General features: G+C 64.3%; 25 protein-coding genes. 9 read left to right on the top strand and 16 right to left on the bottom strand.

Going from position 1 to position 24,392, the window contains the following annotated elements:
- Window positions 1–12: 12 nt before the first annotated feature.
- The 4 genes from QMF81_RS05425 to QMF81_RS05410 all read right to left on the bottom strand — a co-directional run bounded on the left by QMF81_RS05425 (window position 13) and on the right by QMF81_RS05410 (window position 3,302).
- Window positions 13–1,131 carry an RtcB family protein gene (locus QMF81_RS05425; RefSeq protein ID WP_281752772.1) on the bottom strand — a complete coding sequence of 373 codons (1,119 nt, stop codon included), beginning with the start codon at window positions 1,129–1,131 and terminating at the stop codon, window positions 13–15.
- Window positions 1,132–1,231: 100 nt separating this feature from the next.
- Window positions 1,232–1,855, bottom strand: coding sequence for a TetR/AcrR family transcriptional regulator (locus tag QMF81_RS05420; RefSeq protein ID WP_281752770.1), 624 nt, complete (start codon window positions 1,853–1,855; stop codon window positions 1,232–1,234).
- The gene (locus QMF81_RS05415) at window positions 1,852–2,625 is read right to left on the bottom strand and encodes an exodeoxyribonuclease III (RefSeq protein WP_281752768.1); all 774 of its coding nucleotides are present in this window, start codon (window positions 2,623–2,625) and stop codon (window positions 1,852–1,854) included. Before QMF81_RS05415 ends, QMF81_RS05420 begins: the two co-directional genes overlap by 4 nt.
- The gene (locus QMF81_RS05410; RefSeq protein WP_281752766.1) at window positions 2,622–3,302 is read right to left on the bottom strand and encodes a metallophosphoesterase family protein; all 681 of its coding nucleotides are present in this window, start codon (window positions 3,300–3,302) and stop codon (window positions 2,622–2,624) included. The genes QMF81_RS05415 and QMF81_RS05410 overlap by 4 nt, the downstream gene beginning before the upstream one ends.
- A gap of 85 nt (window positions 3,303–3,387) precedes the next feature.
- Between QMF81_RS05410 and QMF81_RS05405 the strand changes: the two genes are divergently transcribed.
- Both QMF81_RS05405 and QMF81_RS05400 read left to right on the top strand, forming a co-directional pair.
- On the top strand, window positions 3,388–4,047 hold the full coding sequence (locus QMF81_RS05405) for a 5-formyltetrahydrofolate cyclo-ligase (protein ID WP_281752765.1): 660 nt from the start codon (window positions 3,388–3,390) through the stop codon (window positions 4,045–4,047).
- Window positions 3,966–4,721 (top strand): polyphenol oxidase family protein, encoded by a 756-nt coding sequence (locus QMF81_RS05400; RefSeq protein ID WP_281752764.1) that lies wholly within the window; start codon window positions 3,966–3,968, stop codon window positions 4,719–4,721. Before QMF81_RS05405 ends, QMF81_RS05400 begins: the two co-directional genes overlap by 82 nt.
- Window positions 4,722–4,801: 80 nt before the next feature.
- Here QMF81_RS05400 and amrA read toward each other — a convergent pair whose 3' ends face one another.
- From amrA to QMF81_RS05380, 4 genes are read right to left on the bottom strand one after another with little or no spacing between them, the layout of a single operon-like run.
- The gene (gene amrA / locus QMF81_RS05395) at window positions 4,802–5,347 is read right to left on the bottom strand and encodes an AmmeMemoRadiSam system protein A (protein WP_281752763.1); all 546 of its coding nucleotides are present in this window, start codon (window positions 5,345–5,347) and stop codon (window positions 4,802–4,804) included.
- Between the two features lie 43 nt (window positions 5,348–5,390).
- A complete protein-coding gene (gene purN / locus QMF81_RS05390; RefSeq protein WP_281752762.1) occupies window positions 5,391–6,077 on the bottom strand; it encodes a phosphoribosylglycinamide formyltransferase in 687 nt (228 codons plus the stop codon).
- Window positions 6,074–7,588, bottom strand: coding sequence for a uroporphyrinogen-III C-methyltransferase (gene cobA / locus QMF81_RS05385; protein ID WP_281752760.1), 1,515 nt, complete (start codon window positions 7,586–7,588; stop codon window positions 6,074–6,076). The genes purN and cobA overlap by 4 nt, the downstream gene beginning before the upstream one ends.
- A complete protein-coding gene (locus QMF81_RS05380; RefSeq protein ID WP_281752758.1) occupies window positions 7,588–10,260 on the bottom strand; it encodes a valine--tRNA ligase in 2,673 nt (890 codons plus the stop codon). Before QMF81_RS05380 ends, cobA begins: the two co-directional genes overlap by 1 nt.
- Window positions 10,261–10,417: 157 nt before the next feature.
- Here QMF81_RS05380 and QMF81_RS05375 point away from each other — a divergent pair, with 157 nt between their 5' ends.
- Both QMF81_RS05375 and QMF81_RS05370 read left to right on the top strand, forming a co-directional pair.
- Window positions 10,418–11,182, top strand: a complete 765-nt coding sequence (locus QMF81_RS05375; protein ID WP_281752756.1) for a pseudouridine synthase — start codon at window positions 10,418–10,420, stop codon at window positions 11,180–11,182.
- The gene (locus tag QMF81_RS05370) at window positions 11,182–11,793 is read left to right on the top strand and encodes a TlpA disulfide reductase family protein (protein ID WP_281752754.1); all 612 of its coding nucleotides are present in this window, start codon (window positions 11,182–11,184) and stop codon (window positions 11,791–11,793) included. The genes QMF81_RS05375 and QMF81_RS05370 overlap by 1 nt, the downstream gene beginning before the upstream one ends.
- On the opposite strand, the gene QMF81_RS05365 is transcribed toward QMF81_RS05370, so the two are convergent.
- Window positions 11,790–12,233, bottom strand: a complete 444-nt coding sequence (locus tag QMF81_RS05365) for an NUDIX domain-containing protein (RefSeq protein ID WP_281752752.1) — start codon at window positions 12,231–12,233, stop codon at window positions 11,790–11,792. The two genes, QMF81_RS05370 and QMF81_RS05365, sit on opposite strands and share 4 nt — an antisense overlap.
- Here QMF81_RS05365 and QMF81_RS05360 point away from each other — a divergent pair.
- Genes QMF81_RS05360 through QMF81_RS05345 form a run of 4 tightly spaced genes read left to right on the top strand, consistent with a single transcriptional unit; the run spans window position 12,232 to window position 14,205 of the window.
- Window positions 12,232–12,594, top strand: a complete 363-nt coding sequence (locus QMF81_RS05360) for a hypothetical protein (protein ID WP_281752749.1) — start codon at window positions 12,232–12,234, stop codon at window positions 12,592–12,594. The two genes, QMF81_RS05365 and QMF81_RS05360, sit on opposite strands and share 2 nt — an antisense overlap.
- The gene (locus QMF81_RS05355; protein WP_281752748.1) at window positions 12,591–13,079 is read left to right on the top strand and encodes a hypothetical protein; all 489 of its coding nucleotides are present in this window, start codon (window positions 12,591–12,593) and stop codon (window positions 13,077–13,079) included. Before QMF81_RS05360 ends, QMF81_RS05355 begins: the two co-directional genes overlap by 4 nt.
- Window positions 13,076–13,684 carry a hypothetical protein gene (locus QMF81_RS05350; protein WP_281752746.1) on the top strand — a complete coding sequence of 203 codons (609 nt, stop codon included), beginning with the start codon at window positions 13,076–13,078 and terminating at the stop codon, window positions 13,682–13,684. Before QMF81_RS05355 ends, QMF81_RS05350 begins: the two co-directional genes overlap by 4 nt.
- Window positions 13,681–14,205, top strand: a complete 525-nt coding sequence (locus tag QMF81_RS05345; RefSeq protein ID WP_281752744.1) for an ECF transporter S component — start codon at window positions 13,681–13,683, stop codon at window positions 14,203–14,205. The genes QMF81_RS05350 and QMF81_RS05345 overlap by 4 nt, the downstream gene beginning before the upstream one ends.
- On the opposite strand, the gene pcnB is transcribed toward QMF81_RS05345, so the two are convergent.
- The 7 genes from pcnB to QMF81_RS05310 form a co-directional block, all read right to left on the bottom strand.
- A complete protein-coding gene (gene pcnB, locus QMF81_RS05340; protein WP_281752742.1) occupies window positions 14,202–15,488 on the bottom strand; it encodes a polynucleotide adenylyltransferase PcnB in 1,287 nt (428 codons plus the stop codon). The genes QMF81_RS05345 and pcnB overlap by 4 nt on opposite strands.
- Window positions 15,472–16,122: a dual CXXC motif small (seleno)protein gene (locus QMF81_RS05335; RefSeq protein ID WP_281752935.1), complete on the bottom strand. Its 651-nt coding sequence runs from the start codon at window positions 16,120–16,122 to the stop codon at window positions 15,472–15,474. The genes pcnB and QMF81_RS05335 overlap by 17 nt, the downstream gene beginning before the upstream one ends.
- Window positions 16,122–16,931 carry a glutamate racemase gene (gene murI, locus QMF81_RS05330; protein WP_281752741.1) on the bottom strand — a complete coding sequence of 270 codons (810 nt, stop codon included), beginning with the start codon at window positions 16,929–16,931 and terminating at the stop codon, window positions 16,122–16,124. The genes QMF81_RS05335 and murI overlap by 1 nt, the downstream gene beginning before the upstream one ends.
- Before the next feature lie 12 nt (window positions 16,932–16,943).
- Entirely contained in the window at window positions 16,944–18,245 is a 1,302-nt protein-coding gene (locus QMF81_RS05325; RefSeq protein WP_281752739.1) for a pyridoxal phosphate-dependent aminotransferase, read from the bottom strand.
- A gap of 114 nt (window positions 18,246–18,359) precedes the next feature.
- Window positions 18,360–19,751, bottom strand: coding sequence for a sigma-54 dependent transcriptional regulator (locus QMF81_RS05320; protein WP_281752737.1), 1,392 nt, complete (start codon window positions 19,749–19,751; stop codon window positions 18,360–18,362).
- The gene (locus tag QMF81_RS05315; protein ID WP_281752735.1) at window positions 19,742–23,071 is read right to left on the bottom strand and encodes an ABC transporter substrate binding protein; all 3,330 of its coding nucleotides are present in this window, start codon (window positions 23,069–23,071) and stop codon (window positions 19,742–19,744) included. The genes QMF81_RS05320 and QMF81_RS05315 overlap by 10 nt, the downstream gene beginning before the upstream one ends.
- 10 nt (window positions 23,072–23,081) lie before the next feature.
- Complete coding sequence (locus QMF81_RS05310; protein ID WP_281752733.1) at window positions 23,082–23,972, bottom strand: NAD(P)-dependent oxidoreductase; 891 nt, start codon at window positions 23,970–23,972, stop codon at window positions 23,082–23,084.
- 110 nt (window positions 23,973–24,082) lie between these two features.
- Here QMF81_RS05310 and QMF81_RS05305 point away from each other — a divergent pair, with 110 nt between their 5' ends.
- Window positions 24,083–24,385 carry a YgiT-type zinc finger protein gene (locus QMF81_RS05305; RefSeq protein WP_281752731.1) on the top strand — a complete coding sequence of 101 codons (303 nt, stop codon included), beginning with the start codon at window positions 24,083–24,085 and terminating at the stop codon, window positions 24,383–24,385.
- The last annotated feature ends 7 nt before the right edge of the window (window positions 24,386–24,392 follow it).

The following is a 24,392-nucleotide window of genomic DNA, read 5'->3' as shown; positions in this document are numbered from 1 at the left end:
GAAATACCGGTGTCATGCCATGCGCACAATGCGCGGAAAAAACACTGCCCGGACGCGGACCACATCCTGCTGCACGGCCATAACCTCCTGGATATCCTTATAGGCCAGCGGGATCTCGTCCACGCCCCCACCAAGGAGCAGCACCCCGGCCCGGCGGACCACGTCGTCCAGCTGTCGGCGCGAAAACCGACGCAGGGCCTCCTTGCGGCCCAAAGAGCGTCCTGCGCCATGGGACGCGGAGTACAGCGTCTGCCGTGCACCCAAGCCCTCCACCACGTATGCCGGATGGATCATGGTCCCGGGGATGACGCCGAGCATTCCTGGCCGCGCCGGGGTCGCCCCTTTGCGGTGCACCACCAGGCGTTCTGCGTCCACGTCTTCCCTCCAAGCGAAGTTGTGGTGATTTTCCACCACAAAAACGGCCTGCGCCCCCAAAGCCGCGGCCACCCGCTGGTGGATGAGTTCGTGGTTGGCGGCGCTGTAATGGCCCATGAGTTCCATGGCCGCCCAATATTCCTGCCCCTCCTCGCGCATGAGATCCAGCCAGGCGAGCTGGGCCACATGCCCCGGGAGTTCCGGGTGCAGGCTGCGGGCAAGGGCCGAATAGAACCGCGCCACCTCGCCGCCCACGCCGCGGCTGCCGCTATGGGACAAGAGCCCCAGATACCGACCTGGCGCCAACGGACCCAGAGGCTCGGCGAGCTCCACCACCCCCCATTCCACAAAATGGTTGCCCGCACCGCTGGTGCCGAGCTGCCGCCAGGCCAGGTCCTTGTGCTGTCGCGTGACTGCAGACACGTTCCAGTCCCGGTCCATCACCGGATGCACCAGCGGCGGATCCATGTGCGCACCTACGCCAAAGCGGGTGTACTGGAGCAGAATACCCGCCAACCGTTCCTGCTCCTGCTCCACAGCCGCCACCGGATAGTCCAGCACCGAGAGACGCATGCGGCAGGCGATATCCATCCCCACGCCATAGGGGATCACCGCCCCGCGCACCGCCAGCACCCCGCCGATGGGAAGCCCGTACCCCACGTGGGCATCGGGCAGAAGCGCGCCCCGCACCGCCACGGGCAGCGTGCAGGCCGCCTCCATCTGGGCCACGGCCTCGGGGTCGAGGTCACGGCCCACAGCGCTCCACGGGGCCGCATGCGGGACCCACGGCTGGGAGGGCGCTTTGCTGGGGCGAGGTTTGCCAGCCTTTTGCGACGTACGACGGCGCCGGCCCATATCAGATGTCCTCACGAGCACCGGCGGCGCGCAGGATGAAACTTCGGGCCGCGTCAAAAAAGGTGGCGTCGGCAAACCCGGCCAAGAACACGGTACGCACCGCCCCCACCATGGCCGCGTACACGAAAAGCGCCATGGCGTGGGGATCGGCATCCACCATCAGGCTCCCATCGGCCTGCCCCCGGCGCACCAAGGACTCGATCTCGGCGATGAGCTCCTGAAACTTGCGGCCAATGCGCTGGCGATCAAGCCCTGGGTTGTCGTCACTAAAGGGAGAGCAGCGGATGAGCGTGGGGAAGATGTCGCGGTGCTCTTGGGTAAACGTGAAGTACAGTCCCACAAAGCACTCCAGCGCCTTGGCGCCGGTGGCAACTTCAGGCGAGCGCGCGCGGATGAAGGCAAGCACCTCGTCGATGAGCGCGGCCCCGGCGGCAAGAAAGACGTTTTCCTTATTGCCGAAATGATGGGCCACCAGGCCAAAGGCCACCTGCGCCTCGCGGGAGATCATGCGGATGGTGGTCCTCGCGTAGCCATGCCGCGCAAAGAGACGCTGGGCAGCGCGGATGATGGCCCGTTTGCGCGCCGTGCCCTCCATGGGGGAATCCGGCATCCGCGACGCGCTCATGACACCTCGACCTCCAGGCCCACCGGACAATGGTCCGAACCCATGACCTCCGGCTCGATCCAGGCACGGCGCACCATGGGCATCAGTTCTTCGGACACGAAGAAATAGTCGATACGCCACCCTGCGTTGCGACGACGGGCACCGAAACGGAAGCTCCACCAGGAATAGGCGTCGCGGGCATCAGGATGCAGGGCGCGGAAGGTGTCCACGTAACCGTGGGCGATGAAGCGATCGATCCAGGCGCGCTCCACGGGCAAAAACCCGGAACGGTTCTCGTTTTGTTTGGGGTTCTTGAGATCGATCTCCTGGTGCGCGGTATTGAAGTCCCCGCAGACGATGACCGGCTTTTTCGCCCGCACCTCCTCGACGTACGCCAAGAAGGCATCGTAGTAGTCGAGTTTGTACTGCAGGCGTTCCGGACTCATCTGGCCGTTGGGAAAGTACACCCCGAAAAGCGTGAACCAGGGAAACTCCAACTCGATGAGACGCCCTTCGTCGCGAAACCTGGGGTCAGGCAGGTCCAAACGCACCGCTTGCGGTTCCATGCGGGTATAGCACGCAGTCCCCGAATACCCCTTCCGGGCTGCGGCATTCCAAATGCATTGGTAGCCGGAAACCTGTCGTTCAGCATCGAGCACCTGCGTTGGATCGGCCTTGACCTCTTGCAAAAAGACCACGTCCGCGTCCGCTTGGGCGAACCAGTCCCAAAATCCCTTGGTGATGACGGAGCGAAAGCCATTGACGTTCCAGGAATAAAACTTGAGGTTCATGGCCGCCTCCCTGCCTGTCCCAAGGAGGCCCGAAGCCCCTCTGGGGTAAGCCATACCCGCACGTAGCCGCCCTGGCCAAAGGCACCGGGGTTGAGGATATGGCTGGGACCAATCCAGTCTTCTCCTCGGCCCTCGTGGATATGGCCGGTTACCACCACCTCCGGGGCAAAGGCCTCGATGGCGGCGCGCACCCCGGGGCTGCCCACCGAAACTCCACTGGCAAGACGATCGGTGACCGTGGCATGCGGCGGGGTGTGGACCACGAAGAGTACGTGGGCAAAACGCGCTGCCGCGGCTTCCAGGGCTTCCCGGGCCCACGCCGCCATGGTCGCTTCATCCACCTCCGAGGGAGTGCCAAACGGAGTGCGGGTAGAGTACCCCACCGCCGCAAGCCCCACGCCCGGGGCAAGCTCCCGTACCTGGCGGTGGATGTTGATCCCCCGGCTGTCGAGCTCGGTAGCCACCTGGGCGGTGTCCATATTGCCGATCTGCGCCAAGACATGGGGGTTCCGACGCAAGAAGGCGTCCAACACCCGGCGGCCGGCTTCCTTGCCGCCCATGTTGGTCAAATCCCCGCTGATGATGACCGCCGCCGCCTGATCCAATTCCGGGATGGCATCCACCACGGCCAGATTTTCATGCACGTCGCCGACCACAATCCACCAAAGCTTTTCCATGCATCCTCCACAGCGGCTCGCACTGGACAGGGGAAGGCTGTCTTCCTATCCGGAGTCCGCACGACGAATTTTTGAGGATCTTTGCATGTCCGGTCCGGAAAACGCAAGCCTGCGCACCCAGATACGCCACGCCATGCACGCACGGCGCCTCGCCCTTTCCGAAGCCGAGCGCCACCAGGCGGGCAGGGATCTGTGCACACGCCTCCTCGCGCAGCCCCTGCCGGGCGCAGTCGCCGTGTACATCCCGTTTCGCGGCGAGCTGGACACCTGGCCCATCATCCACGCCCTCTGGCAGCGTGGCGTCCAGGTCCTCGCCCCCCGCTGCCGCGCCCAATGCCCCGGGGCCATGGACTGGTTTCATGTGACTGCCGCCGAAGACCTCGTCCCCGGGAGCTTCGGCATCCTCGAGCCAGACCCCGGCCGCGCCGCGCCAGCCTCCGATGTCCCGGACTGGGTGCTGGTCCCTGGACTGGCCTTCGATATTCGGGGCTTTCGTCTGGGCTACGGCGGCGGCTTTTACGATCGCTACCTGGCCGCGCATCCTCAAGTCTGCAGCATGGGCCTTGCCTATGACTTTCAGCTTGTGGATCTTCTTCCCACAGAACCCTGGGATCAGCCCGTGCGCTGCATCCTCACCCCCACCCGCACCGTGGAGATCTTCCCATGCCCCCAGTCTTCCTCGACTTCCACTTCCCAGGACTGCCCCACATCGGCGTCGCCTTCACCACCTGCCGTGGAGGAGTAAGCCGTTCGCCCTATGCCGAGGCCAATCTCTCGTTCGACGTGGGCGACGACGCCCAAAGTGTACGCGCCAACCGCTGGGCGCTGCGCCATGCCTTGGGCTTTTCCCGCTGGCAGGAGCTCCGGCAGGTACACGGCATCGCCGTTGTGTCCGATGACGGCACGGACGCCACGGAAACCGGGAGCAGCCGCGAAGCCGACGGGCTCATGACCGACGAGGAGGGCGTGGCCCTGGTCATCAAGACCGCAGACTGCCAGCCCATCCTGATGACCGACACCCAAGGCCGCTTCCTCGCCGCCCTGCACTGCGGCTGGCGGGGGAACGTCGCGGCCTTTCCCCTGCACGGGGTGCGCGCCTTTTGCAGCACCTACGGCCTCGACCCCAGCGAGGTCCTGGCCGTACGCGGCCCAAGCCTTGGGCCCGGGGCCAGCGAATTCGTCCACTTCGAAAAGGAATGGGACCCTATGTTCCGCCGCTATTTCGATCCTGCCACCTGCCGGGTCAACCTCTGGCAGCTCACCCGCGACCAGCTCATGGCCGCCGGCGTCCCGGGACGGCAGATCTTCAGCATTGATCTCTGCACCGCCTCCTCACCTCTCTTCTTCTCCTACCGGCGCGCCCCCACCACGGGCCGGCAAGCAGGGATCATCTGGAAAAAGCCTGCCGCCACGCACTAAAGCACCCCCCGGCCTTCCCCAAAACAGCGCGCCCGCCATGACAGCGGGCGCGACTTTCTCGGCCAGAGGCACCGACACGGTCAAAAGACCACGGCCTCGAACCACCAGAGCTCCACTTTCGGCTTTTTCCAGCACCCGCGCGGAAGCCCGGCCTTGAGGCAGGTGTGATCCAAAAAGGTCTCCCGGTCCCACCCCCATTCCACCGCCACCTGCGGCAGAAGCAATCCCGAATGGAAACCTCGGCGCACGATGAGACCGTGGCGCCCCACTTCCACCAAGTTGGGATCCGGGCACAGGGTGACGGGCCCGAGGATGGAGATTTCGATCTCCAAAGACTCCCATTCCGCGGCCTCCACCGGCGCAAAGCGCGGGTCCTCGAAGGCCGCGGCCTGGGCCATGCGTTCGATGGTCTCGGCCAGGGGGCCTGCGGCGCTCACGTTGCCGATGCAGCCACGCAATTGGCCATGGCGCTTCAAGGTCACAAATGCCCCGTAGTGTTGGGAAAAAAGCGGCGAACTGGTGTCGGGCCGGGGTGCGTCCCGCCCCAGCCGCTGGGCAATGGCATGGCGCGCCAACGCCTTACACGCCGCCTTTTCCGCATCCGTGATTTGCAGATGAAATCCCATGGCATTCCTCCGTCACCGCATAGGCCGCGCCACGCCGAAGAGGTCACGGCACTGCGCGCAATTGCTCGTCAAAGGGCGGCTCCAAGGCCGGAACCGTCCAGTACCGCCCGCCTCCAGCGTAGTCTGCCCCGGCGACCTCCACCTGGCGGCCACGCACCGTGATGCGGCCCGAAGCCAGCCAGGCCAATGCTTGCGGATAAATACGATGCTCCAAGGCCAGGATCCGCTCCCCAAGGCTCTGGGCCGTATCCTGCGGGGTGGCCGGTACTGCGGCCTGAATGATGATGGGGCCGTGGTCCATGTGTTCATCCACGAAATGCACCGTGCACCCCGCCAGGCGCACGCCGTAGTCCGCCTGCTGGCCTTGGGCGTGGACCCCAGGAAAGGCCGGCAGGATGGCAGGATGGATATTGAGCACCCGACCCGCAAAGGCCTCCAAAAAGACCGGAGTGAGGATGCGCATAAACCCGGCCAGGGCCACGGTATCCACGCCAGCGTCCACCAGGCGACGCACCAGCTCCGCATCAAAGTCCTGCCGCGAGGAAAATCCGCGGTGGTCCACACAGGCCGTGGGCACTCCGGCGTTCCGCGCCCGCGTCAATCCGTATGCCGCCGGGTCGTTGGCAAGCACCAATGCCACCGTGGTCCCGGGCACATGGCCTGCCTGCACCCGGTCGAGGATGGCCTGCAGGTTGGAGCCGGAGCCGGAAACCAAAACCCCGAGCCTCACGCGGCGTCCTCCAGCAATGCCTGCACCAGGGCCGGGATGGTGTAGTCGCGCGGCTGCACATGGGCGGAAAATCCAAACCGCTCCAAGGTGGCCGCGGTCACCGGCCCGATACACGCCAGCCGCAAGCCTTGATCCACGAACGGCCGCAGCACTTCCGGCGCCAGGAGAGCGAAAAAGTTCTCTACCGTGGAAGAGCTGGTGAAGGTCACGTAATGGAGCATGCCTTCGCGCAAGAGTTCCAGCGTGGAGGCCGCATCCGCCTCAGCCAAATGGGTCTCGTACATGGGGAGCACTTCCACCCGCGCCCCGGCCTGAGAGAGGCCCTGTGGAAGCACGTCCCGCGCCACCCGCGCCCGGGGGATGAGCACCGCCCCAGAGCCCGCGCCGCGGGCCAAAAGCCCTTCCAGGGCCGATTCCGCCACAAAACGCTCGGGCACGAAATCCGGGACAATCCCCCGCTGCGTCAGTTCCTGCGCCGTGGCCGGACCGATGGCCGCCACCTGGCATCCTGCCAAGACGCGGCTATCGCGGCCGCATGCAGCCAAGGCGTCCCAAAAGGCGCGCACGCCGTTGACCGAGGTGAACACCACCCAGCCAAAGTCCGCCAGATGGGCGATGGTCTCCCGGGTCTGCGGGGTATCCCAGCACGGGCGCACCGCGATGGTGGGAAACTCGTGGCAAAAAGCCCCCTGCCGCTGTAATTGCTCCTTGAGATCGCTGGCCTGCTCCCGCGCCCGGGTGATGACCACCCCCTTGCCCAACAAGGGCTGGCGCTCGAACCAATTGAGGGTGTCCCGCAGGCGCACGACTTCCCCCACCACCAGCATGGATGGGGCTTGGATCTTCTCCCGTGCCGCCACTTCGGCGATCTTGGCCACCGTGGATACCCAGGAGCGATGCCGCGGCGTGGTGCCCCAACGCACCAAGGCTGCCGGCATGTCCGGACGCATGCCATGCTTCATGAGCTGTTCGGTGATATAGGGCAAATTTTTGACGCCCATGAAAAAGCATAGGGTGCTGGTCCCCGTGGCCAAGGCCTGCCAGTTGTGGGCCGAATCCGGCTTGGTGGGGTCTTCGTGCCCCGTGATGAAGGACACCGAGGAGGCGTACTTGCGATGCGTGAGCGGAATGCCCGCATACGCAGGCCCCGCCACGGCAGACGTCACCCCAGGCACCACCTCGAACTCAAGGCCTGCGGCCAAGAGCTCCTCCGCCTCTTCCGCGCCGCGGCCAAAAATGTACGGGTCTCCGCCTTTCAGCCGGGCGACGTTCTTGCCTTCCCGCACCTTGGCCACGATGAGGGCATTGATCTCCTCCTGCGGCAGGGTGTGATCCCCGCCCTTCTTGCCCACGTAGATGCGCTCGGCATCCTCGCGGCACACGGCCAAGAGCTCGGGACTGGCGAGATAGTCGTAGATGACCACGTCCGCCTCGGCGAGCAGCCGCTGCCCCTTGACCGTAATCAGGCCCGGGTCCCCTGGACCCGCGCCGATGAGATACGCCTTGGCCATCAGCCTTCCTCCTGGGCAAAAGTTTCCAGACGCTGCCGCATGGCCAGCAGGGCTTCCTGCTTGGCGCTCCATTCCGCGGCCTTGGCTTCTTCCTTGGCCACCACCTCTGCCGGGGCGTTGGCCCGAAACGCCGCGTTGGCAAGTTTCTTGGTCACGGCAGCGAGCTCTTTTTCCAGCTTGGCGAGTTCCTTGGTCAGACGAGCGATTTCCGCGGCAAAGTCCACCACCCCGGACAAAGGCACGAAGACCTCACACCCCGCCACCACCGCCGAGGCGCACACCTTGGGCGGGACCACAGCGGCGTCCACGGTCACGTCTCGTACCCGGGCCAAGGTCTGGATGGCGCGCTCCTGCGCCTCAATGAGCGCCGCATCCGCGCCCTCAGCCCGCACCAACACCGAAAGCCAGGCCGCCGGCGCAATGCCGAGCTCGGCCCGGATGGTGCGCACCGCAGTAATCACCCCTTGCACCAGGGTCATCTGCGCCTGCGCCTCTGAGTCCAGACACTGCGGCCGAGCCTCGGGATAGGGACGCAGGGCCAAGTCTTCCATGTCGAACACAGGCAGAGCGCTCCAGATCTCCTGGGTGACAAAGGGGATGAGCGGATGCGCCACCATCAGGGTCTCAGCAAGCACCTGCCGCAGGCAGGAACGGGCCATGCCGCGAACTTGCGCGTCGTCGGATTGCAACTCCGGCTTGATGAGCTCCAGGTACCAATCACAGAACTCATGCCAGATAAACGTGTAGATGCTCTGGGCCGCATCATTGAACCGGTATGCATCGATATGCTCGCAAAACTCTTTCTTGAGTATCTCCAGTCGATGCAAAATCCATCGATGCGGCAAAGAAAGTGACTTGTCCGGGGCAAATTCTGGCTCCGTCCCGTCCACATGCATCAAGGTGAACCGGGCGGCGTTCCATATTTTATTGATGAAGTGCCGGTAGCCTTCGATGCGCGCTTCGGAAAGCTTGATGTCACGCCCCATGGCCGCAAAAGACGCCAAGGTGAACCGCAGGGCGTCGCACCCGTATTTGTCGATCATCTCCAAGGGATCGATGACATTGCCCGTGGACTTAGACATCTTCTTGCCATGCTCATCGCGCACCAAGGCATGGATATAGACGTCATGGAACGGCACTTCATTCATGAAGTGCAGTCCCATCATCATCATCCGCGCCACCCAGAAAAAGAGGATGTCAAAGCCAGTGACCAAAATGGAGGTGGGGTAGAACGCGGTAAGCTCCGGGGTCTTCTCCGGCCAGCCCATGGTGGAAAACGGCCACAAAGCCGAAGAGAACCAGGTGTCGAGCACGTCCTCGTCCTGCTGCAAGTCCGTGCTGCCGCAGCGGCAGGCCGTGGGGTCTTCCCGGGATACGATGACCTCGCCGCACGCCGCGCACGTCCATACCGGGATGCGGTGTCCCCACCACAATTGGCGCGAGATGCACCAATCGCGAATATTGTCCAGCCAATGGAAATACGTCTTGGTCCAGGACTCGGGAAAGATCTGGGTGCGGCCGTCTTCCACCGCGGCCCGCGCCTTGGCGGCAAGCGGCTTCACCGCCACGAACCATTGCTCGGACACGTACGGCTCAATGACCGTCTTGCACCGATAGCATTGCGACACCTTGTTTTCGTAAGGCTCTTGGGCGGCCACCAGGCCCATGGCCCGCAAGTCTTCCACCACCCGCGCCCGGCACTCCTGGGCGGAAAGCCCCTGATAGGCCTCAGGGACACTAGCGTTCATGCGGCCATGATCGTCGATGACGCTCACGATCTCCAGGCCGTGCTTGCGGCCGAGTTCCCAGTCGTTCATGTCATGGCCTGGTGTGACCTTGAGGCACCCGGTCCCGAATTCCGGGTCCACGTAGGCGTCGGCGATGATGGGGATCAGGCGGTCCACCAGCGGCAGGCGCACCTTTTTGCCGATCAGGTGCTGGTAGCGTTCATCCTCTGGGTGCACGGCCACGGCCGTGTCGCCGAGCATGGTCTCCGGCCGCACCGTGGCGATGGTCACAAAGCCGTCGCCTTCAGCCAAGGGATAGCGGAGATGGTACAGGGTGGACCGGGCTGGCGCGTATTCCACTTCGTCATCGGCCAGGGCGGTATGGCAGCGCGGACACCAATTGACCAAATATTTGCCTCGATACACCAGACCTTCCTCGTAGAGGCGCACGAAGACCTCGCGCACGGCCTGGGAAAGCCCCTCGTCCATGGTGAAGCGCTCCCGCGTCCAGTCCACGCTCGCGCCAAGGCGACGGATCTGGTTGAGGATACGGCCGCCGTACTCCTCCTTCCACTGCCACACCCGGCGCACGAATTCCTCCCGTCCCAGGTCTTCGCGGCGCACGCCTTCAGCGAGCAGACGCCGCTCCACCACGTTCTGCGTGGCGATGCCGGCGTGGTCCGTGCCGGGAATCCAGAGCACGTTTTTTCCTCGCTGACGCATGTGGCGGCAGAGGATGTCCTGCAGCGTGATATTGAGGGCATGGCCCATATGCAGGGCCCCCGTGACGTTGGGCGGCGGGATGACGATGGAATAATTGGATGCTTTCGCGGAGCACGCGCGCTCCACGTCTGGAGTAAAGGCGCGCGACTCCTCCCAAAAGGCGCGCCAGCGCGCTTCCACGCCAGCAGGCTCGTAGCCCTTGGCAAGCTCTGTGGTGGACATGAGGTCATTCTCCTTGATGGAACCAGGATCACGAGCACCAATACGCGCCCGCCACTGGTCGTCGGATGGCGCGGAGCGATCGCCGCGCAAGCCGTCCACGCCTACCGGCAGGGGGGGGAAAAATCAAGGCAAGACGCCACGCCTCCACTTGCCCCCCATGCCGCTGCGCTCTATGGCTTCGGTCATGGAAGCACTGCGCCTCAACCGTTTCTTGGCCGCCGCCGGGGCAGCTTCCCGCAGGGGGGCGGACGAGCTCATCTTTGCCGGCCGGGTGATGGTCAACGGCGACGTCTGCCGCGAGCCGGGCCGGCGGGTTTTGCCCGCCGACACCGTCACCCTTGATGGTCGGCCGTTGGAGCTGCCGCAACAGCACGTGGTCATCGTACTCCACAAGCCCGTGGGGGTGGTCACCACAGCCCGCGATCCCCAGGGTCGGCCCACGGTCCTCGATCTTCTGCCGCCGGAGCTCACCTCCCGCCGCCTCTTTCCCGTGGGCCGACTGGACGTCATGTCCGAGGGGCTGCTGCTGCTCACCACCGACGGTGATCTTGCCCTGCGCCTCACCCACCCCCGCTTCGAGCATTCCAAACGCTACCAAGTGCTGGTGCGCGGCAAGGTCCCTGCCGCCGCCCTGGAGACCATGCGCCACGGCATGCGCCTGGCCGAGGGAGAGCGCCTGCGTCCGGTGGAGGTCTCTGCCCAACGCCAAGGCCCCAATACCCTCCTCACCATGACCCTGCGCCAGGGGGTCAACCGCCAGATCCGCCGCATGTGCCGAGACCTTGGGCTTGTCATCCTGCGCCTTCGGCGAGTAGGAGTAGACGCCGTGCGCCTCGGGGACTTACCGCCCGGCTCCTGGCGCCATTTGAGTGCCGACGAAATCGCTGCCCTGGTCTCACCCAACAGTTCCACGAGGAAGTAATGGCCATCATCACCAAACATTCGGTTGCCGGTTTTTTGGTCGGCGCCATCACCGTGATGCTCATTGAGCTTATAGCCGGCTCCTGGTCCGCCCAGATGCTGCGAAGCGATACTGAAGCCCGGCGAGAAACGGCCCAGGAGGCCGCCCGCCAGGCCGCGGCCCTCAAGCGCTCGGAAGCAGCCGCCCGCGGGGTCATCGGCCTCAATGTGGCGGACCTTGCCTGCCAATTCCAAGATCTTGCCGGGAAAACCATCTCCTGCGCCGACCTGCGCGGGAAGGTCACCGTGCTCAACCTCTTTGCCACATGGTGCCCGCCCTGCCGCGAGGAAATGCCCTCCCTCGAGGCACTCTGGAAGGACGGTGACGTTGCGGTCTACTGTGTGAGCGAAGAGGACCCGGCAGACATCGCCCGCCATCCTGTGGCCAAGAACCTGCGCATGCCCCTGTACGCCTTTTTGGGGAACGTGCCGGAGCCGCTCAAGGCCACAACCCTGCCGCTGACCTATATTTTGGATAGCAAAGGCCGCATCGTGTACGCGCACGTCGGCGGCGCGGACTGGAACCATCCGGAGGTGCGCCAGATGCTCGCCGCCGTGGCCCGCATGCCCTAAGGCGTGTCGGCCAAGCGCTGCGCCGCCGCCTCGCGCACCACGGCAAAGGTCTGGCGGTAAGAATCCCAGCCCAAAAGCCGAGGCACCTCGTCCGGCGCAAACCAGGCGGCGTCCAGGTGTTCGGACGAGACGCGCACTGCAGTGCTCTCCACGGCCGCGAGGTACACGGGCTTGCGCAGCTCTACCTGGGTTTCCGGGATGCAGAAGCAAAATTCTTCGAGCACCTCGTGCAGAGACTCCGGAGACAAAACCACTCCGGTCTCCTCCTCCACCTCCCGCACGCAGGCGGCCCGGGGATCTTCATGGGGGAGCCTGCCTCCGGTGACCGGCTGCCAGTACTCGCCGTGCACGGAGGTGGCAGGGCACAAGAGCAGCAAGAACCGGCCCGAACGGGGATGATAGAGCCAACATTCAATACTGTATTTGACGCGACCATCCATGCCCACCTCCCTGCCTGTACTTTCCTTGGACGCCGACACCTTATGGGTGACGACCACGCTCAGCAACGAAATTCTGCTCTTTGCCCAAACCCCTAAGGCCGCTGCCGCGGCGCTTGTCCAATGGGGAAAGCGCTTTGGCATCGAGGTGGACTTGGAGCGCGCGGTGCACAGCTACTCCGGCGGAGAACAGGTGCTCTTGGCCGCAGGGCTCTGGGCGGAAATCTGCCGCAAGCGCCCGCCCTTCGTTTTTGACCTGCGCCGCGCCCAAGCCGCCCTGTCCGCCACCAACCGCGCCCGGCTGCAGACCGCTTTGGCCGAAACCCTGCCCCAGGCCACCATCCTCATGGAGGAAGCCCCATGAACCTCGGGCCCTGGGAAGCATACGTGGATCCGCCAGGCTTCACCTTCCACGTCCCCGCCATCGCCCTGCCTGCGGGCAGCACCGTCCAGGTGATGGGCGACAACGGCGCGGGCAAGACCGTGTTTTTGGAACGCGTGCTCCTGCCCCGCCTTGAGGAACAGGGACGGCGGGTATTTTTCGTGGCCCAGGATCTTGCCCTCCAGGCCCACGTCCTTGCCGCAACCCTGGCGGCCCAGGGGATGCCGGCGCCGCGCGCGCAAGGGGCCCTGGGAGCCGCATGGGCCGCCGACGCAGGCGCAGACGATGTCCTGGTTCTCGATGAAACCGACCGCCATCTGACTCCCGAAGAGATGCAGCGGCTGCTCGCCCTGCCGGTGGCCGCAGCCTTCCTGGTCTCCCATCAGCCGCGGCCCTGGCCGAGGACCCATTGCCTCAAGGTGACCCGACGTGGCCGCGATGTCCGCATCGAGGAGGTCCGACCATGAAGGGCGGCGCCAAGGTGACGATCCTTGCTGCGCTGGTGGCGGCGTACTTTGCCGCGGGGGTATTTGGGCCGTGGTATGACCATCTTGCCTTCCAAACCACGGTGCTTGTGCTGCTTGCGGGCCTGCGCCTGCGAAGCGGCGGCTGGGCGGGCCTGGGGGCGGACGCACGCTTTCTGATCCCCTTTGTGGGGATGCTCGTGCTCATGGGTCTGATCTTGGATGCCCTGGGCGTCGGCGGGCGCACGGACTGGACCCTCGATTCCCTGCGCAAGGCGGTGGTGTTTCCCAACTCGTTTTGGAGTGTGCAGGCAGCGGCTGCGGCCATCAATCTGCGCGACCTGGTGGCCTTGCCGATCCCCAAGCGCTGGCGTCGCCTTCTCATCATCGGCCATGCCCTTTTCCACAAAAGCCGCCCCACCCTGGAGCGGCTGTGGTGGCTGACCCGCCACGATCCGCATCTGGCCCAAGGGCACTGGGCCGTGCGCCAAGCGCGACGCCTTATGGTCCTTCTGGTGGCGGCGCTGGCCGCCATGTACCAACAAACCGAAACCACCATGCGCGTCTACGATGCCCGCATGGCCTTTTTGGAGGAGGAAGACCCATGACCAATGCCCGTATTCTCACCCTCACCCTGACGATCCTCGTGTGCTTGACCACGCTCTTCGTGCGGGTGCCGCTGCCCAGCCGCGGATACTTCAACGTGGGCGACGTGGCGGTGATCTTCGCCGGATTCGTCTTGGGAACCGTGGCCCGACGGCGGCCGCTGTGGTGGGGGGCGCTGGCCGCAGGACTCGGATCGGCCGCGGCCGACGTGTTCGGCGGCTTTGCCCTGTTTGCGCCCCTCACCCTGATCGCCAAGGGGCTGGAAGGAGCGCTGGCCGCCCTGGCCGCCCAGCAGAGCGGACGCCTGCGCTGGCTCTGGGCGAGCCTGGGCGGCGGCGCCATGGTGGCGGCCTATTTTGCGGGAGAAGCCTTGATGCCCAGCATCGGGCTCCAAGGGGCGCTGGCGGAAGTCATCCCCAACCTCATCCAGGCCGTGGGCGGCGTGGTCCTGGGCGTCATGGCCTTTGCTCTGGTGGAGCGCACCGGCTGGCTGCGCCCCGACCCCGACGAAGACCGCTCCTAAGCCGGACGCACCCCTGCCCGGCGAGGACGACGCACCCGACGCCCCTGCCGGGCGGGCTTCTCCGGACGCGGGGCGGGCAAGGGCGCACTTTGGGCCAGCTCCTGCCAGGAGCGGAGCACGTCCTCGTCCCCGTGCCCGCACCGGGAGGCGACCTCAAAGACGGCCAAGGTCTCCGGGAAAACGGCTTGAGCCAAAAAGCCGCGCTTGGAGAAGCGTTTGCGCGCCAGGGGATCGAAGCGCTTCTGGTACTGGAGCGTCAGGATCACCCGATCCTGAAGCCACCGCGGCGCGCCCAGACGCACCAGCACCGGAGTGGCCAAATCGCGCACCAAGGCCGCATGCTGGACGGTCTCTGCAGCGCGACGATAGCGCTCTTCCACCCAGGCGATGGCCGGCGCCAAAAGCACCGCCAAGTTGACGGCCGGGGTGCCGCGCTCGGGGGATGCGGCCGCCATGCTATCCAGTGCGGCAAGCCATGCCCACAGGCGCGAATCCTGACCGTGGTCGTGATCGAGAAAGTCCGCGATCTCCGGAATGAGGTCATGGAGCAGCCCGGTCTTATAGAGCAGGCGGAAGGCCGCCTCGGCGCTGCCATAGGCAAAAAGCCGCAAGAGCTCATCGAAGAGCCGCGGCACCGGCGCCCGAAGGATCTGCCGGTGATGCGTCAGGATGGCGTGGTAGGTGGCGGGCTCGATATGAAAGCCGAGCCGCGAGGCAAAGCGCACGGCCCGCAGCATCCGCACCGGGTCTTCCTGAAAACGCAGGTTAGGGTCCCCAATGGCGCGCACCACCCGGGCGTGGAGGTCCTCCAGCCCGCCCACGTGGTCGATGACGCTGAAATCCTTGATGTTGTAAAAAAGCGCATTGATGGTGAAGTCCCGGCGCAAGGCGTCTTCTTCCGGGGTGCCGAAGCAATTGTCCTCCACCAGGCACACGTCCCCGTCTTCATCCACATCTGGAGTACGCCGAAAGGTAGCGGTCTCCACCACATGCTCGCCAAAACGGATGTGCGCGAGCCGAAACCGCCGCCCCACCAGAAAACAGTTCTTGAACAGCCGCTTGACCTGATTGGGCGTGGCATTGGTGCCCACATCGAAGTCTTTGGGGGTGCGCCCCAAGATCAAGTCCCGCACGCTCCCGCCCACCAAATAGGCGAGGAATCCATGATGCACCAGACGGTACATCACTTTGAGGGCGTCGGGATGGATGTTTTTGCGGGAGATGGGATGTTCGCTTCGGGGAATGATCCGCGGTTGTGTGGGACTCTCAGATTCGATCAGCATAGGTATTGGCAAGAAATTCCTCAACAGTTTCGTCCAGGACGTGATAATATTCCGCCAAAGAAAATGCCTTGTGGCATTTGGGGCACACCAGTCGCACTTCGCGGCAAAGCCGCTGCACGGTGAGGTGCCCCCCACAGTCGCGGCACGGTATGGACGTTTCCAGATGGCGTTTTCCAAAATACATGGGTTTTTCCTCCGTTGGGGCAATCCCCAAATGGCGCATGGCCCAAATCCCAAGGAGCACGGCCTCTGCGGCATCACTATCGAGCGCGGTGCGGTGCGGCCGCCCCATGCGCGCCAGGGCCGCCTCCGCCAAACGACGAGCAGCGGCTTTGGCCTGACGGCCATCCCGGCACTGCCGGGGCAGGAGCATGTCCGCCCGCCAATCCTGGGCATGGCATTGCAGGACATGCAGCCCCCGGGCGCGCCCGGCATGCGCCCAGATTTCCGCCAACCGGCCTCCGCCTTCGAGCGCCAGCCACTCGAGGCCTGTCTCCTGGGTCAGGATGGCGTGCACCGCCCGCTTGAGGCGGGTCACGTTCCCCAAATTATGGGATCGGCACCACAGGACCTCTCCGTGGGGGCTCAGCCGGGCAAGCCCGGTACGCACACCGATGTCCACGGCCAAAAGCATCACAGATCCAGGATGGTCACGTCGTTTGGGTCGATAGGCTCTCCCAGAAAAAGGCTCCCCACCCGGGCGAAACGCTCGGCGCTGTCCGTGGCAAAAAAGGCCACAGCGCCTGGAGTGGTCCTGGACGTGGCAAGCCTGTCTTCTTCCAAAATCCGGGTCACGAACCGCGCCGTGATCTGGGCCGAGTCCACCAAGGTCACTTTGGGCCCGGCCGCGGCGGCAATGGCGTGTGCAAGTACCGGAAAATGCGTGCACCCCAAAACAATGGTATCCACCGGCGCTTGGGCAAGGAGCGGCCGGATGTACGCCTCGGCGGTGCGCCGGGTCACCTCGCCGTCAAACCACCCTTCCTCCGCCAGGGCCACAAAGAGCTGGCAGGGCTGACCATACACCCTGGCCTCAGGCCGACGGGCAAGGATCTCCCGCTCATAGCTCTTTCCCCGGACCGTGCCTTCGGTGGCGAGGACCGCGATGTGTCCGGTGCGGCTTGCCTGGCAGGCAGCCTCCGCCCCTGGCCCCACCACGCCCACCACAGGAAGCCCGGGATAGGCGGCGCGCAGGGCGTCCAAGGCCGCTGCCGAGGCGGTATTGCAGGCCACCACCAGGAGCTTGATTCCGCGCTCCCACAGGGCACGGGTGCTTTGCACCGCATAGCGCACCACAGTCTCCCGGCTCTTGGTGCCATAAGGCAGCCGCGCCGTATCTCCAAGGTACAGGAACGTCTCGGAAGGCAAAGCCTTCCGCAAGGCGCGCAACACCGTCAGCCCGCCGATGCCGGAGTCGAACACCCCAATGGGTAGATCCGTCATGGGGATCCCGTATCAGGCCGAAGCCAAGTACTGCGTGATGGATTGCGCGATGGATTGCCATGTCCAACGCCGCTTGGCGTCGTCACATTCCAACAAGGTCACGCGAAAGCCTTTGCGGTTACAGCAAAACCCGGTCAGCGGCACCACACAGATGCCGGTCGCACCCAAGAGATAATAGACGAAGCGCTTGTCCGCAGGCACCCCCTGCACAATACGCTCCACGTACTTGCGCGCCTCTGCATTGGCAATGGGGAGAGTTTGACGATCGTTGAGCACACCATCGTCAAACAGCACGGACATGTAGAACGCTCCTTGCGGCTTGATGACCCGCACCCCAGGGATGTTCTGAAATGCCTCCCACGCTTCCTGCGCCCGCTGTGCAAACATGCGGCGGCGGGCTTCCAGATGGGCAGGATAGCGCGGATCCCCCATGATCTTGGGGATGGAGAGCTGCGGCAGCGTGGTGGAACACACTTCCAGCATCTTCGCATTGAGCAGGCTGCGGATATAGGCCTTGAACTCCGGATTCTTGTCCTTGTTGTAGACCTCGATCCAGCCGCAACGCGCCCCAGGCCACGGATATTCCTTGGAGATCCCCCGCAGCGCCATGCCCGGCACCTCGCCAATGGCTTGGGAAAGGGCACAGGTTTCCTCTCCCTCGTAGACGATATTGGCGTAGATCTCATCGGCAATGACGAAGATGTCATAGCGCCGGGCAATATCCACGATGTGTTCGATGACCGAACACGGATACACCGCGCCCGTGGGATTGTCGGGGTTGATGAACAGGATCCCGGCAATGGAGTCGTTATAGCGGACCTTGTTCTCCAAATCCTGCAAGTCCGGCATCCAGCCGTTGTCCGGATCGAGCTCGTAAGTAAGGTGATCGTAGCCCGAATGAGCAGCCTCGGCCGAGGAATGGGTGGAGTATGCCGGCGACGGGCCGATGACCCGCGCCTCGCGGCGCAAAAACCCAAAAATCTTGGCCACGGCGTCGCCCAAACCATTGAACAGGATGATATCGTCGGCCGTGACCTGGTAGCTGCCGCGCTCGTTGACCATTTGGGCGAGAAATTCCCGTGTCTCCAGCACGCCTTGGGTGGCGCAGTAGCCATAGGAGCGATCCTCCAAGGTCAAGTCCGCGATGATGGTCTTCATCCACTCGGGCAGCTTTTCCCCCTTTTCAATGGGATCCCCAATATTTTCCCACGTAATGGGGACCCCCATGGCCCGCAGTTCCTGGGCTACGGCCACGATGGCCCGAATTTCATACGTCAGCTGTCCCCAGCCGACGTGTTCAATAGTCCGTCGCATAATGGCATCCTCAACGATAGTGACGCATTCTCCGTCCGGGGTGCCCCGCACGGGATGGGGGTTTGTAGGCAAGAGGGCCGCGGTTGTAAACGGTAAACGCCGCGGCCGCGCGGCTTAAGCGGGCGGCAAATCCAGGTTGTGCTTCTTCAGCACCGCATAGAGGTGGGAGCGCGACAGCCCCGAGACGGCCTGGAGCCGGCCGATATCCCGGCCATGGGCCTCAAGCAGGCGCACCAAATAGTCGCGCTCGGCGCGGCGCTTCCATTCCCTGAGGGAAGGCAGCCCCTGCCCGGTCCGCGAAGGGGGCGCATCCTCCTCGGCCGCGCGCTCCTGGATGCGGGAGCGCGTCACGCGGATACGCACTGCCGCCGGCAGGTGGCGGGCGTACACCACGGACTCAGCCCCGGCCATCACAAAGGACTGCTCCACGGTATTGAAGAGCTCGCGCACGTTACCGGGCCAATCGTAGCGCAGCAGCATGTCCACGAAGCTCGCGTCCATGGTCTTGACGGGAATGTTGCGCTGCCGACACAGGCGCTCCAGGTGGTACTGGGCGAGGATGATCACGTCCTCGCCGCGGTGGCGCAGCGGCGGCAAACTCACATGCACGGTATTGATGCGGTAGAAGAGGTCCTGCCGGAACTGCCCCCGCGCCACCATGGTCTCCAGATTGCGGTTGGTGGCGCAGATGAGACGAAAGTCACTGCGCATCTCCTGGGTCGAACCCACCGGCCGGAAGGTGCGCTCCTGGAGCACCCGCAAAAAGACCTTCTGGGCCGACAGGGGAAGCTCGCCGATCTCATCCAGAAACAGCGTCCCCTTGTCCGCCAGCTGCACCAGGCCCACCCGATCCCGCTCCGCGCCGGTAAAGGCCCCCTTGGCGTGGCCAAAGAGGATGCTTTCGAGAAGCGTTTCCGTAAGCGCGGCGCAGTCCACCACCACGAACTGGCCGCTGGCGCGCAGGCTGTTGCGGTGGATGATGCGGGCAAGGAGCTCCTTGCCGGTGCCGGTCTCGCCGGTAATGAGCACCGTGGCATCGGTGCGGCTGGCCTGGGCGACGCAGGCGCAGCTTTCCCGCACCAAGAGGCTTTCGCCCACCAGGCCCGAAAGGTCCAGCTGCGGCGCCGCCTTGGCGATCTTCTCTTCCCGGTACGCCAAGGCGCGGTTGAGGGAGAGGCGGATCTGCTTGAGCGGCGAGGGCTTGATGAGGTAGTCCCACACCCCGCTCTGAATGGCCAGCTCCGCGCCGTCCGGGTCGCCTTGGCCGGTGAGGATGATGACCTCGGGTGGTTGCGACGCGGCGCGCACATGCGCCAAGATATCCAAGCCATTGCCATCGGGCAGGCACACATCGAGAAACACCACGTCCACCGGATGGTCTTGCAACGCCTGCCGTCCTTCGGCCAAGGTGGCGGCATGGAAGCATTGGTGCCCCATGCGCCGCGCCAGGCTGTCGAGGGTCTCACGCACCTGGATGTCATCGTCGACGATCAGCACTACCGCCATGACGTCTCTCGCTCCACAGCGCGCCGGATGGCCCCGGCCAATTGTTCACGGTTGTACGGTTTGGGAAGTACGGTTTCGACGTGCGTAAAGGCCGGGTGTTTTTCTTGAATGCGCCCGGAAATCAAGATGACCGGAAGCCGCAGCCCTGCCTCGAAAAGCGAGCGCGCCAGTTCCACCCCCGTCATCTGCGGCATGTCGAAGTCCGTCACCACCACCTGAGCGGAAAGCCCCTGGCGCAAGGCGGCAAGGGCACTCGCCCCGTCGGCGAAGGCGTGCACGGTGTATCCCAATTGCCGGAGCATGCGCGGGATGGTCTCCAGCTGGTCTTCGTCATCCTCCACAAAGACCACGATCTCCGAGCCCTGGATTTCCTGAGACGGCCGCGCGCTCTCCAAAAGACACACATCCCCAAGGGAAGGGAAGAACACCGCAAACTCCGTGGCCACATACGGAGTGCTCTGCACCTGGATACCACCGCGGTGGTTGTGCACAATGCCATGCACGACCGCGAGCCCAAGCCCGGTGCCCTCGCCTTTGCCTTTGGTGGTGAAGAAGGGGTCGAAGATCTTGTCCACGATCTCCGGCGCAAGCCCCGGACCATCGTCGCGCACCCAGAGCACCACGTAGGAGCCTTCCTCCACGCCCAACGGGGCCGCGGCCGTGGCGTCGAGAAAACAGCGCCGCACCCCCACGGCGATATGCCCCGTCCGAGCGCCAATGGCCTGGTAGGCGTTGGTCAAAAGATTCATGGCCACCTGATGCACGCCGGTGGGGTCAGCCAAACACAAGGGGACGTCCTCTTCAAGATGCGATTCCACCGTGATGGTGCGCGGCACCGACGCCCGCACCAAGGCCACGCATTCCGCCACCACCTCGCGCACGTCCGTGGGCTCAAACCCCTCCTTGGACGGCCGGCTGAAGGCCAAAAGCTGCTTGACCAGCCGGCTGCCCCGCTGCGCGGCGCGCAGGCTCCGCTCTAGATCTTGGGAAACCAAGGAACCGGCAGGCACGTCTTCCAAGGCAAGCTCGGTGGAGTTCATGATGGAGGTAAGAATGTTATTGAAATCATGGGCAATACCACCGGCGAGCGTGCCAATGGCCTCCATTTTCTGGGATTGCATGAGCTGGCGCTCCAGCCGGGCCACGGCGGTGACGTCTTCCGCCGTGCTGAGCACTCCCACGGTCTGGCCCCGGGCATCGTGCAGCGGCACCTTGCTCACCAACAGGACCACTTCCTCGCCGGCGGCGTTTCTGGTCTGCCGTCGCACGCCATAGAGGGGCTCGCCCGATTCCATGACCTGGCGGTCGAGCTCGTCCACCACCTCCACCCAGGAAGGATCCGTGGCCACTTGCCGGTACGTGCGGCCCACGAGTTCGCCCACCTCGGAAAGCCCCATAAATTGGAGAAACCGGCGGTTGGCGCCCAAAAAGCGCAGCGACCGGTCCTTCCAGTCCACCAATTGGGGGATGGTATTGAGCACCAGCTGGAGCATCTCCTCCGAGGCGGCCAGGGCACGCTCTGCGGCCTTCTTGGCGGTGACGTCCTCGAGGAAGCCTTCAAAGTGGGAAATGGAGCCATCCTCGTGGCGCACGGACCGGGCATTGAGGTTGGCGATGATGACCTCGCCATGACGGTGGCGGAACTGGATCTCCGCCTCCACCAAGCCGTGGGAGCGCTGGTAGAGTTCCACGATGCGCCGGCGGTCCTCCTCGGCCAAATAGAGGGAGGCGATGTTGGGATGGGCGAGCATGAGATCTGCCGCCGACGCGTAGCCGAGCATCCGCGCCAAGGCTGGGTTGGCGTCCAGCCAGCGGCCGTCGGGGGTGGTGCGGAAGATGCCCAGGGCCGAGTTCTCGAAGATGCCGCGGTACTTTTCCTCCGCCAGACGCAGGTCGTTTTCCGCGCGTTTGCGCTCGGTGATGTCGTGAATCGCGCCCACAATCCCCAGGTTGGCCGTGGCCGCCGCAGCCTTGTGGAGCACCACCGAGCGCGCAGAGCCGTCATGGTAGGGGAGCTCGGTTTCGTAGGGTGCAAAACGCGGCTGCGTCAGCTGCTCACGCACGTCCGGGCGCAAGGCATCGAGATTTGCCGCATCCACCCCGAACCAGGTTTCAAAGGCCGGATTGACCGCCTGAATGGCGCCCCGGGCGTCGGTGATGTAGATGGGAAGCGGCAGGGCCCGCATGAGGGTGCCGAGAAAGGCCACCTGCTCGCGCAGCCGCCGCTCCGCCTGGCGGCGCTCGAGGATATTGACCACCAACAGCACCAGGATGCAGAGGAGCACCACCAAGGAGACGATGATGGTCCAAAATTGGCGGCGATCAATGGAGTAGAAGGCCGGCGGCTCGTTGATGAGCTCGCTTCCCGCAGGCAAGCGGTCCGTGCCGATGGCCAGCTCTTGAAGGATGCGGTAGTCGAAGCGGTAGCGGTCCGTGGCGCCGGAAACGACCGGGATGCGCGCCGGGCTCTCGCCCTCCAAGATCCGCAGGACCATCTGGGCGGCCTGGGCCCCATGGGCAAAGCCGTCCAAAAGCTTTCCGCCCACAAGGCCATGACCCAGGAGAAAATTCCAGGCGCTGAAAAAGGGGGCCCGTGTCTGCTGCCACACGATACGCAAAAGATCCTGGGCAGAATATACGGAATTTCCAATGACTTTGTAGAATGGGATAAAAAAGAACACACTGTCTGCGGCGCGCAGGCGGATGCGCGCCAGCAGATCCTCCAGGGTATATTCCGCCCAGAACTCCACCTCCATGGGGATGGCATTGCGGGCAAGAGCCGCCCGGACCTGGTTGGCAATGGCCACACCGGTGACACTTTGGTCGCCAATGACCACCAAGCGATGCCGGTTGGGGAAAAACTCCCGCATGAGGCGCACATTGGCCTCCATGTCGAATTCTTCGAGCACGCCCGTGGTGCGCTCCCGATGCAGGACCTCCCTGGGGGCGACATCGTTCACCCCGCAAAAGACCACCGGTGTCCCGGGGAAGAGTTCATCGCCGTAGCGCTGGACAAAATCGTAGGCCGCATTGTCGGAAGCGAGGATCACATCAAACGTGATCCCCGCGAACTTGGAGCGGTAATATTGGTACAGCTCTTCCAGATGCCGGGCATCGGCAAAGCGTTTGGTATCCATGAACTCCATCTGGATATAGACATCCTTGCGCGCTGCCAGAAGCGTCTGCCGGGCGCCGTCCATGATGGTGTCCGACCACGTGTATCCACTGTGGTAGGAATTGAGAAACAGGATATTGCGAATATCACTGGCGCGTGCCGGGACACTGCCAAGAAGCAGCACAACGATCCATAGCCAACGCATCGGCGTCCTCTTATTTGCTGCCGTCTTCCCGGCGGCCGCTCATGGCGCACAGCACCTTGTACAGCGACTGGGTCCCCAGATGGGCATATCCTTGCGCCATGGCGGCCTGATAGAGCTGTTCCACCAGGGCAAGCCCCGGGACGAAAAGCCCCATGCGTCGGCATTCCTCCAGGGCAATGCCCATGTCCTTGACAAAATGCTTGACGAAAAACCCGGGATCGAAGTCCCCCCGGGCAATGCGCGGCCCGAGGTTGTTCACGGACCAGCAGCCCGCGGCGCCACTGCCGATGACGGCAATGACATCCTCCATGGAAAGCCCGGCGGATACGGCATAGAGGAGCGACTCCACCATGCCGATCATGGTCCCGGCGATGAGCATCTGATTGCACACCTTGGTGTGCTGCCCCGCCCCTGCCGGCCCCATGTGGCGGATGGTGGAACCCATGCAGGACAAGACAGGCCGCACCCGCTCCAGGGCCTGGGCCTCGCCGCCCACCATGATGGAGAGCGTGGCGTTGCGCGCCCCCACATCGCCCCCGGACACCGGGGCGTCCAGGGCGTCGATGCCACGGGCGGCAGCCGCGGCCGCGATCTCCTGCGCCAAGGACGGACTCGATGTCGTCATGTCCACCAGCACGGTCCCCGGCGCGGCGCTGGCCACAACGCCCCCGTCTTCCAGGTAAATGGCGCGCACATCATGGGGGTAGCCCACGATGCTGACCACCACCTCGCTCTTTTGGGCCACCTCAGCCGGAGAGGCACACCAATGCGCGCCCGCGGCCAGCAAGCCGTCAGCCGACGCCTTGGTGCGGGTATACACGTACACCTCGTGCCCGGCCCGGAGCACATGCCCGCACATGGAACTCCCCATGACACCGGCGCCAATCCAACCAACGCGCATAATACCTCCAAATATATTGAATTTTATTGTTTCCCGCAAGCGGAGCGCTTGCCAAGGCCTACCGCCGGCATTACAAAGTCACTTCCCATTTTCGCCCAGGAGGAAACGCCATGCAATGCGTCAAATGCGGCCAGGAAATGCACGAAGCCTTGGTCAATCATCAGATGGAATGCCGCAACCAGCTTTTCTGCTTCGAGGAAGTCCCGGCCCTGCAGTGTGCAGCCTGCGGCCATGTCTTCCTGTCGGAAGAGACCATAGAGGTCCTCATCTCCCGTGTCCACCAATTGGCCGCCAAGGCGACCATCTCCTACCATCGCCTGCGCTGGCCCAAGGCCGCCGGCGGTGAGCAGCAGCACCCCGAGCTGGTGGCCCAGCTCATGGAAACCATCAACAAGAGCGTGCGCAAATCCTAGCGCGCCC

The sequence above is a fragment of the Thermodesulfomicrobium sp. WS genome (assembly GCF_027925145.1).
Lineage (GTDB): Bacteria > Desulfobacterota > Desulfovibrionia > Desulfovibrionales > Desulfomicrobiaceae > Thermodesulfomicrobium.
Note: the sequence above shows the minus strand (reverse complement) of the source record. Positions and strands in the feature narration are given on the sequence as shown.

Coding starts and splice junctions, on each gene's coding strand:
- QMF81_RS05365 (WP_281752752.1), bottom strand. CDS start 12,233: ATGGATGGTCGCGTCAAATACAGTATTGAATGTTGGCTCTATCATCCC.
- QMF81_RS05375 (WP_281752756.1), top strand. CDS start 10,418: ATGCCGCTGCGCTCTATGGCTTCGGTCATGGAAGCACTGCGCCTCAAC.
- QMF81_RS05360 (WP_281752749.1), top strand. CDS start 12,232: ATGCCCACCTCCCTGCCTGTACTTTCCTTGGACGCCGACACCTTATGG.
- QMF81_RS05355 (WP_281752748.1), top strand. CDS start 12,591: ATGAACCTCGGGCCCTGGGAAGCATACGTGGATCCGCCAGGCTTCACC.
- QMF81_RS05305 (WP_281752731.1), top strand. CDS start 24,083: ATGCAATGCGTCAAATGCGGCCAGGAAATGCACGAAGCCTTGGTCAAT.
- QMF81_RS05380 (WP_281752758.1), bottom strand. CDS start 10,260: ATGTCCACCACAGAGCTTGCCAAGGGCTACGAGCCTGCTGGCGTGGAA.
- QMF81_RS05350 (WP_281752746.1), top strand. CDS start 13,076: ATGAAGGGCGGCGCCAAGGTGACGATCCTTGCTGCGCTGGTGGCGGCG.
- QMF81_RS05315 (WP_281752735.1), bottom strand. CDS start 23,071: ATGCGTTGGCTATGGATCGTTGTGCTGCTTCTTGGCAGTGTCCCGGCA.
- pcnB (WP_281752742.1), bottom strand. CDS start 15,488: ATGCTGATCGAATCTGAGAGTCCCACACAACCGCGGATCATTCCCCGA.
- QMF81_RS05310 (WP_281752733.1), bottom strand. CDS start 23,972: ATGCGCGTTGGTTGGATTGGCGCCGGTGTCATGGGGAGTTCCATGTGC.
- QMF81_RS05325 (WP_281752739.1), bottom strand. CDS start 18,245: ATGCGACGGACTATTGAACACGTCGGCTGGGGACAGCTGACGTATGAA.
- amrA (WP_281752763.1), bottom strand. CDS start 5,347: ATGGGATTTCATCTGCAAATCACGGATGCGGAAAAGGCGGCGTGTAAG.
- murI (WP_281752741.1), bottom strand. CDS start 16,931: ATGACGGATCTACCCATTGGGGTGTTCGACTCCGGCATCGGCGGGCTG.
- cobA (WP_281752760.1), bottom strand. CDS start 7,588: ATGGCCAAGGCGTATCTCATCGGCGCGGGTCCAGGGGACCCGGGCCTG.
- QMF81_RS05335 (WP_281752935.1), bottom strand. CDS start 16,122: ATGCTTTTGGCCGTGGACATCGGTGTGCGTACCGGGCTTGCCCGGCTG.
- QMF81_RS05345 (WP_281752744.1), top strand. CDS start 13,681: ATGACCAATGCCCGTATTCTCACCCTCACCCTGACGATCCTCGTGTGC.
- QMF81_RS05320 (WP_281752737.1), bottom strand. CDS start 19,751: ATGGCGGTAGTGCTGATCGTCGACGATGACATCCAGGTGCGTGAGACC.
- QMF81_RS05405 (WP_281752765.1), top strand. CDS start 3,388: ATGTCCGGTCCGGAAAACGCAAGCCTGCGCACCCAGATACGCCACGCC.
- QMF81_RS05420 (WP_281752770.1), bottom strand. CDS start 1,855: ATGAGCGCGTCGCGGATGCCGGATTCCCCCATGGAGGGCACGGCGCGC.
- QMF81_RS05400 (WP_281752764.1), top strand. CDS start 3,966: ATGCCCCCAGTCTTCCTCGACTTCCACTTCCCAGGACTGCCCCACATC.
- QMF81_RS05415 (WP_281752768.1), bottom strand. CDS start 2,625: ATGAACCTCAAGTTTTATTCCTGGAACGTCAATGGCTTTCGCTCCGTC.
- QMF81_RS05410 (WP_281752766.1), bottom strand. CDS start 3,302: ATGGAAAAGCTTTGGTGGATTGTGGTCGGCGACGTGCATGAAAATCTG.
- QMF81_RS05370 (WP_281752754.1), top strand. CDS start 11,182: ATGGCCATCATCACCAAACATTCGGTTGCCGGTTTTTTGGTCGGCGCC.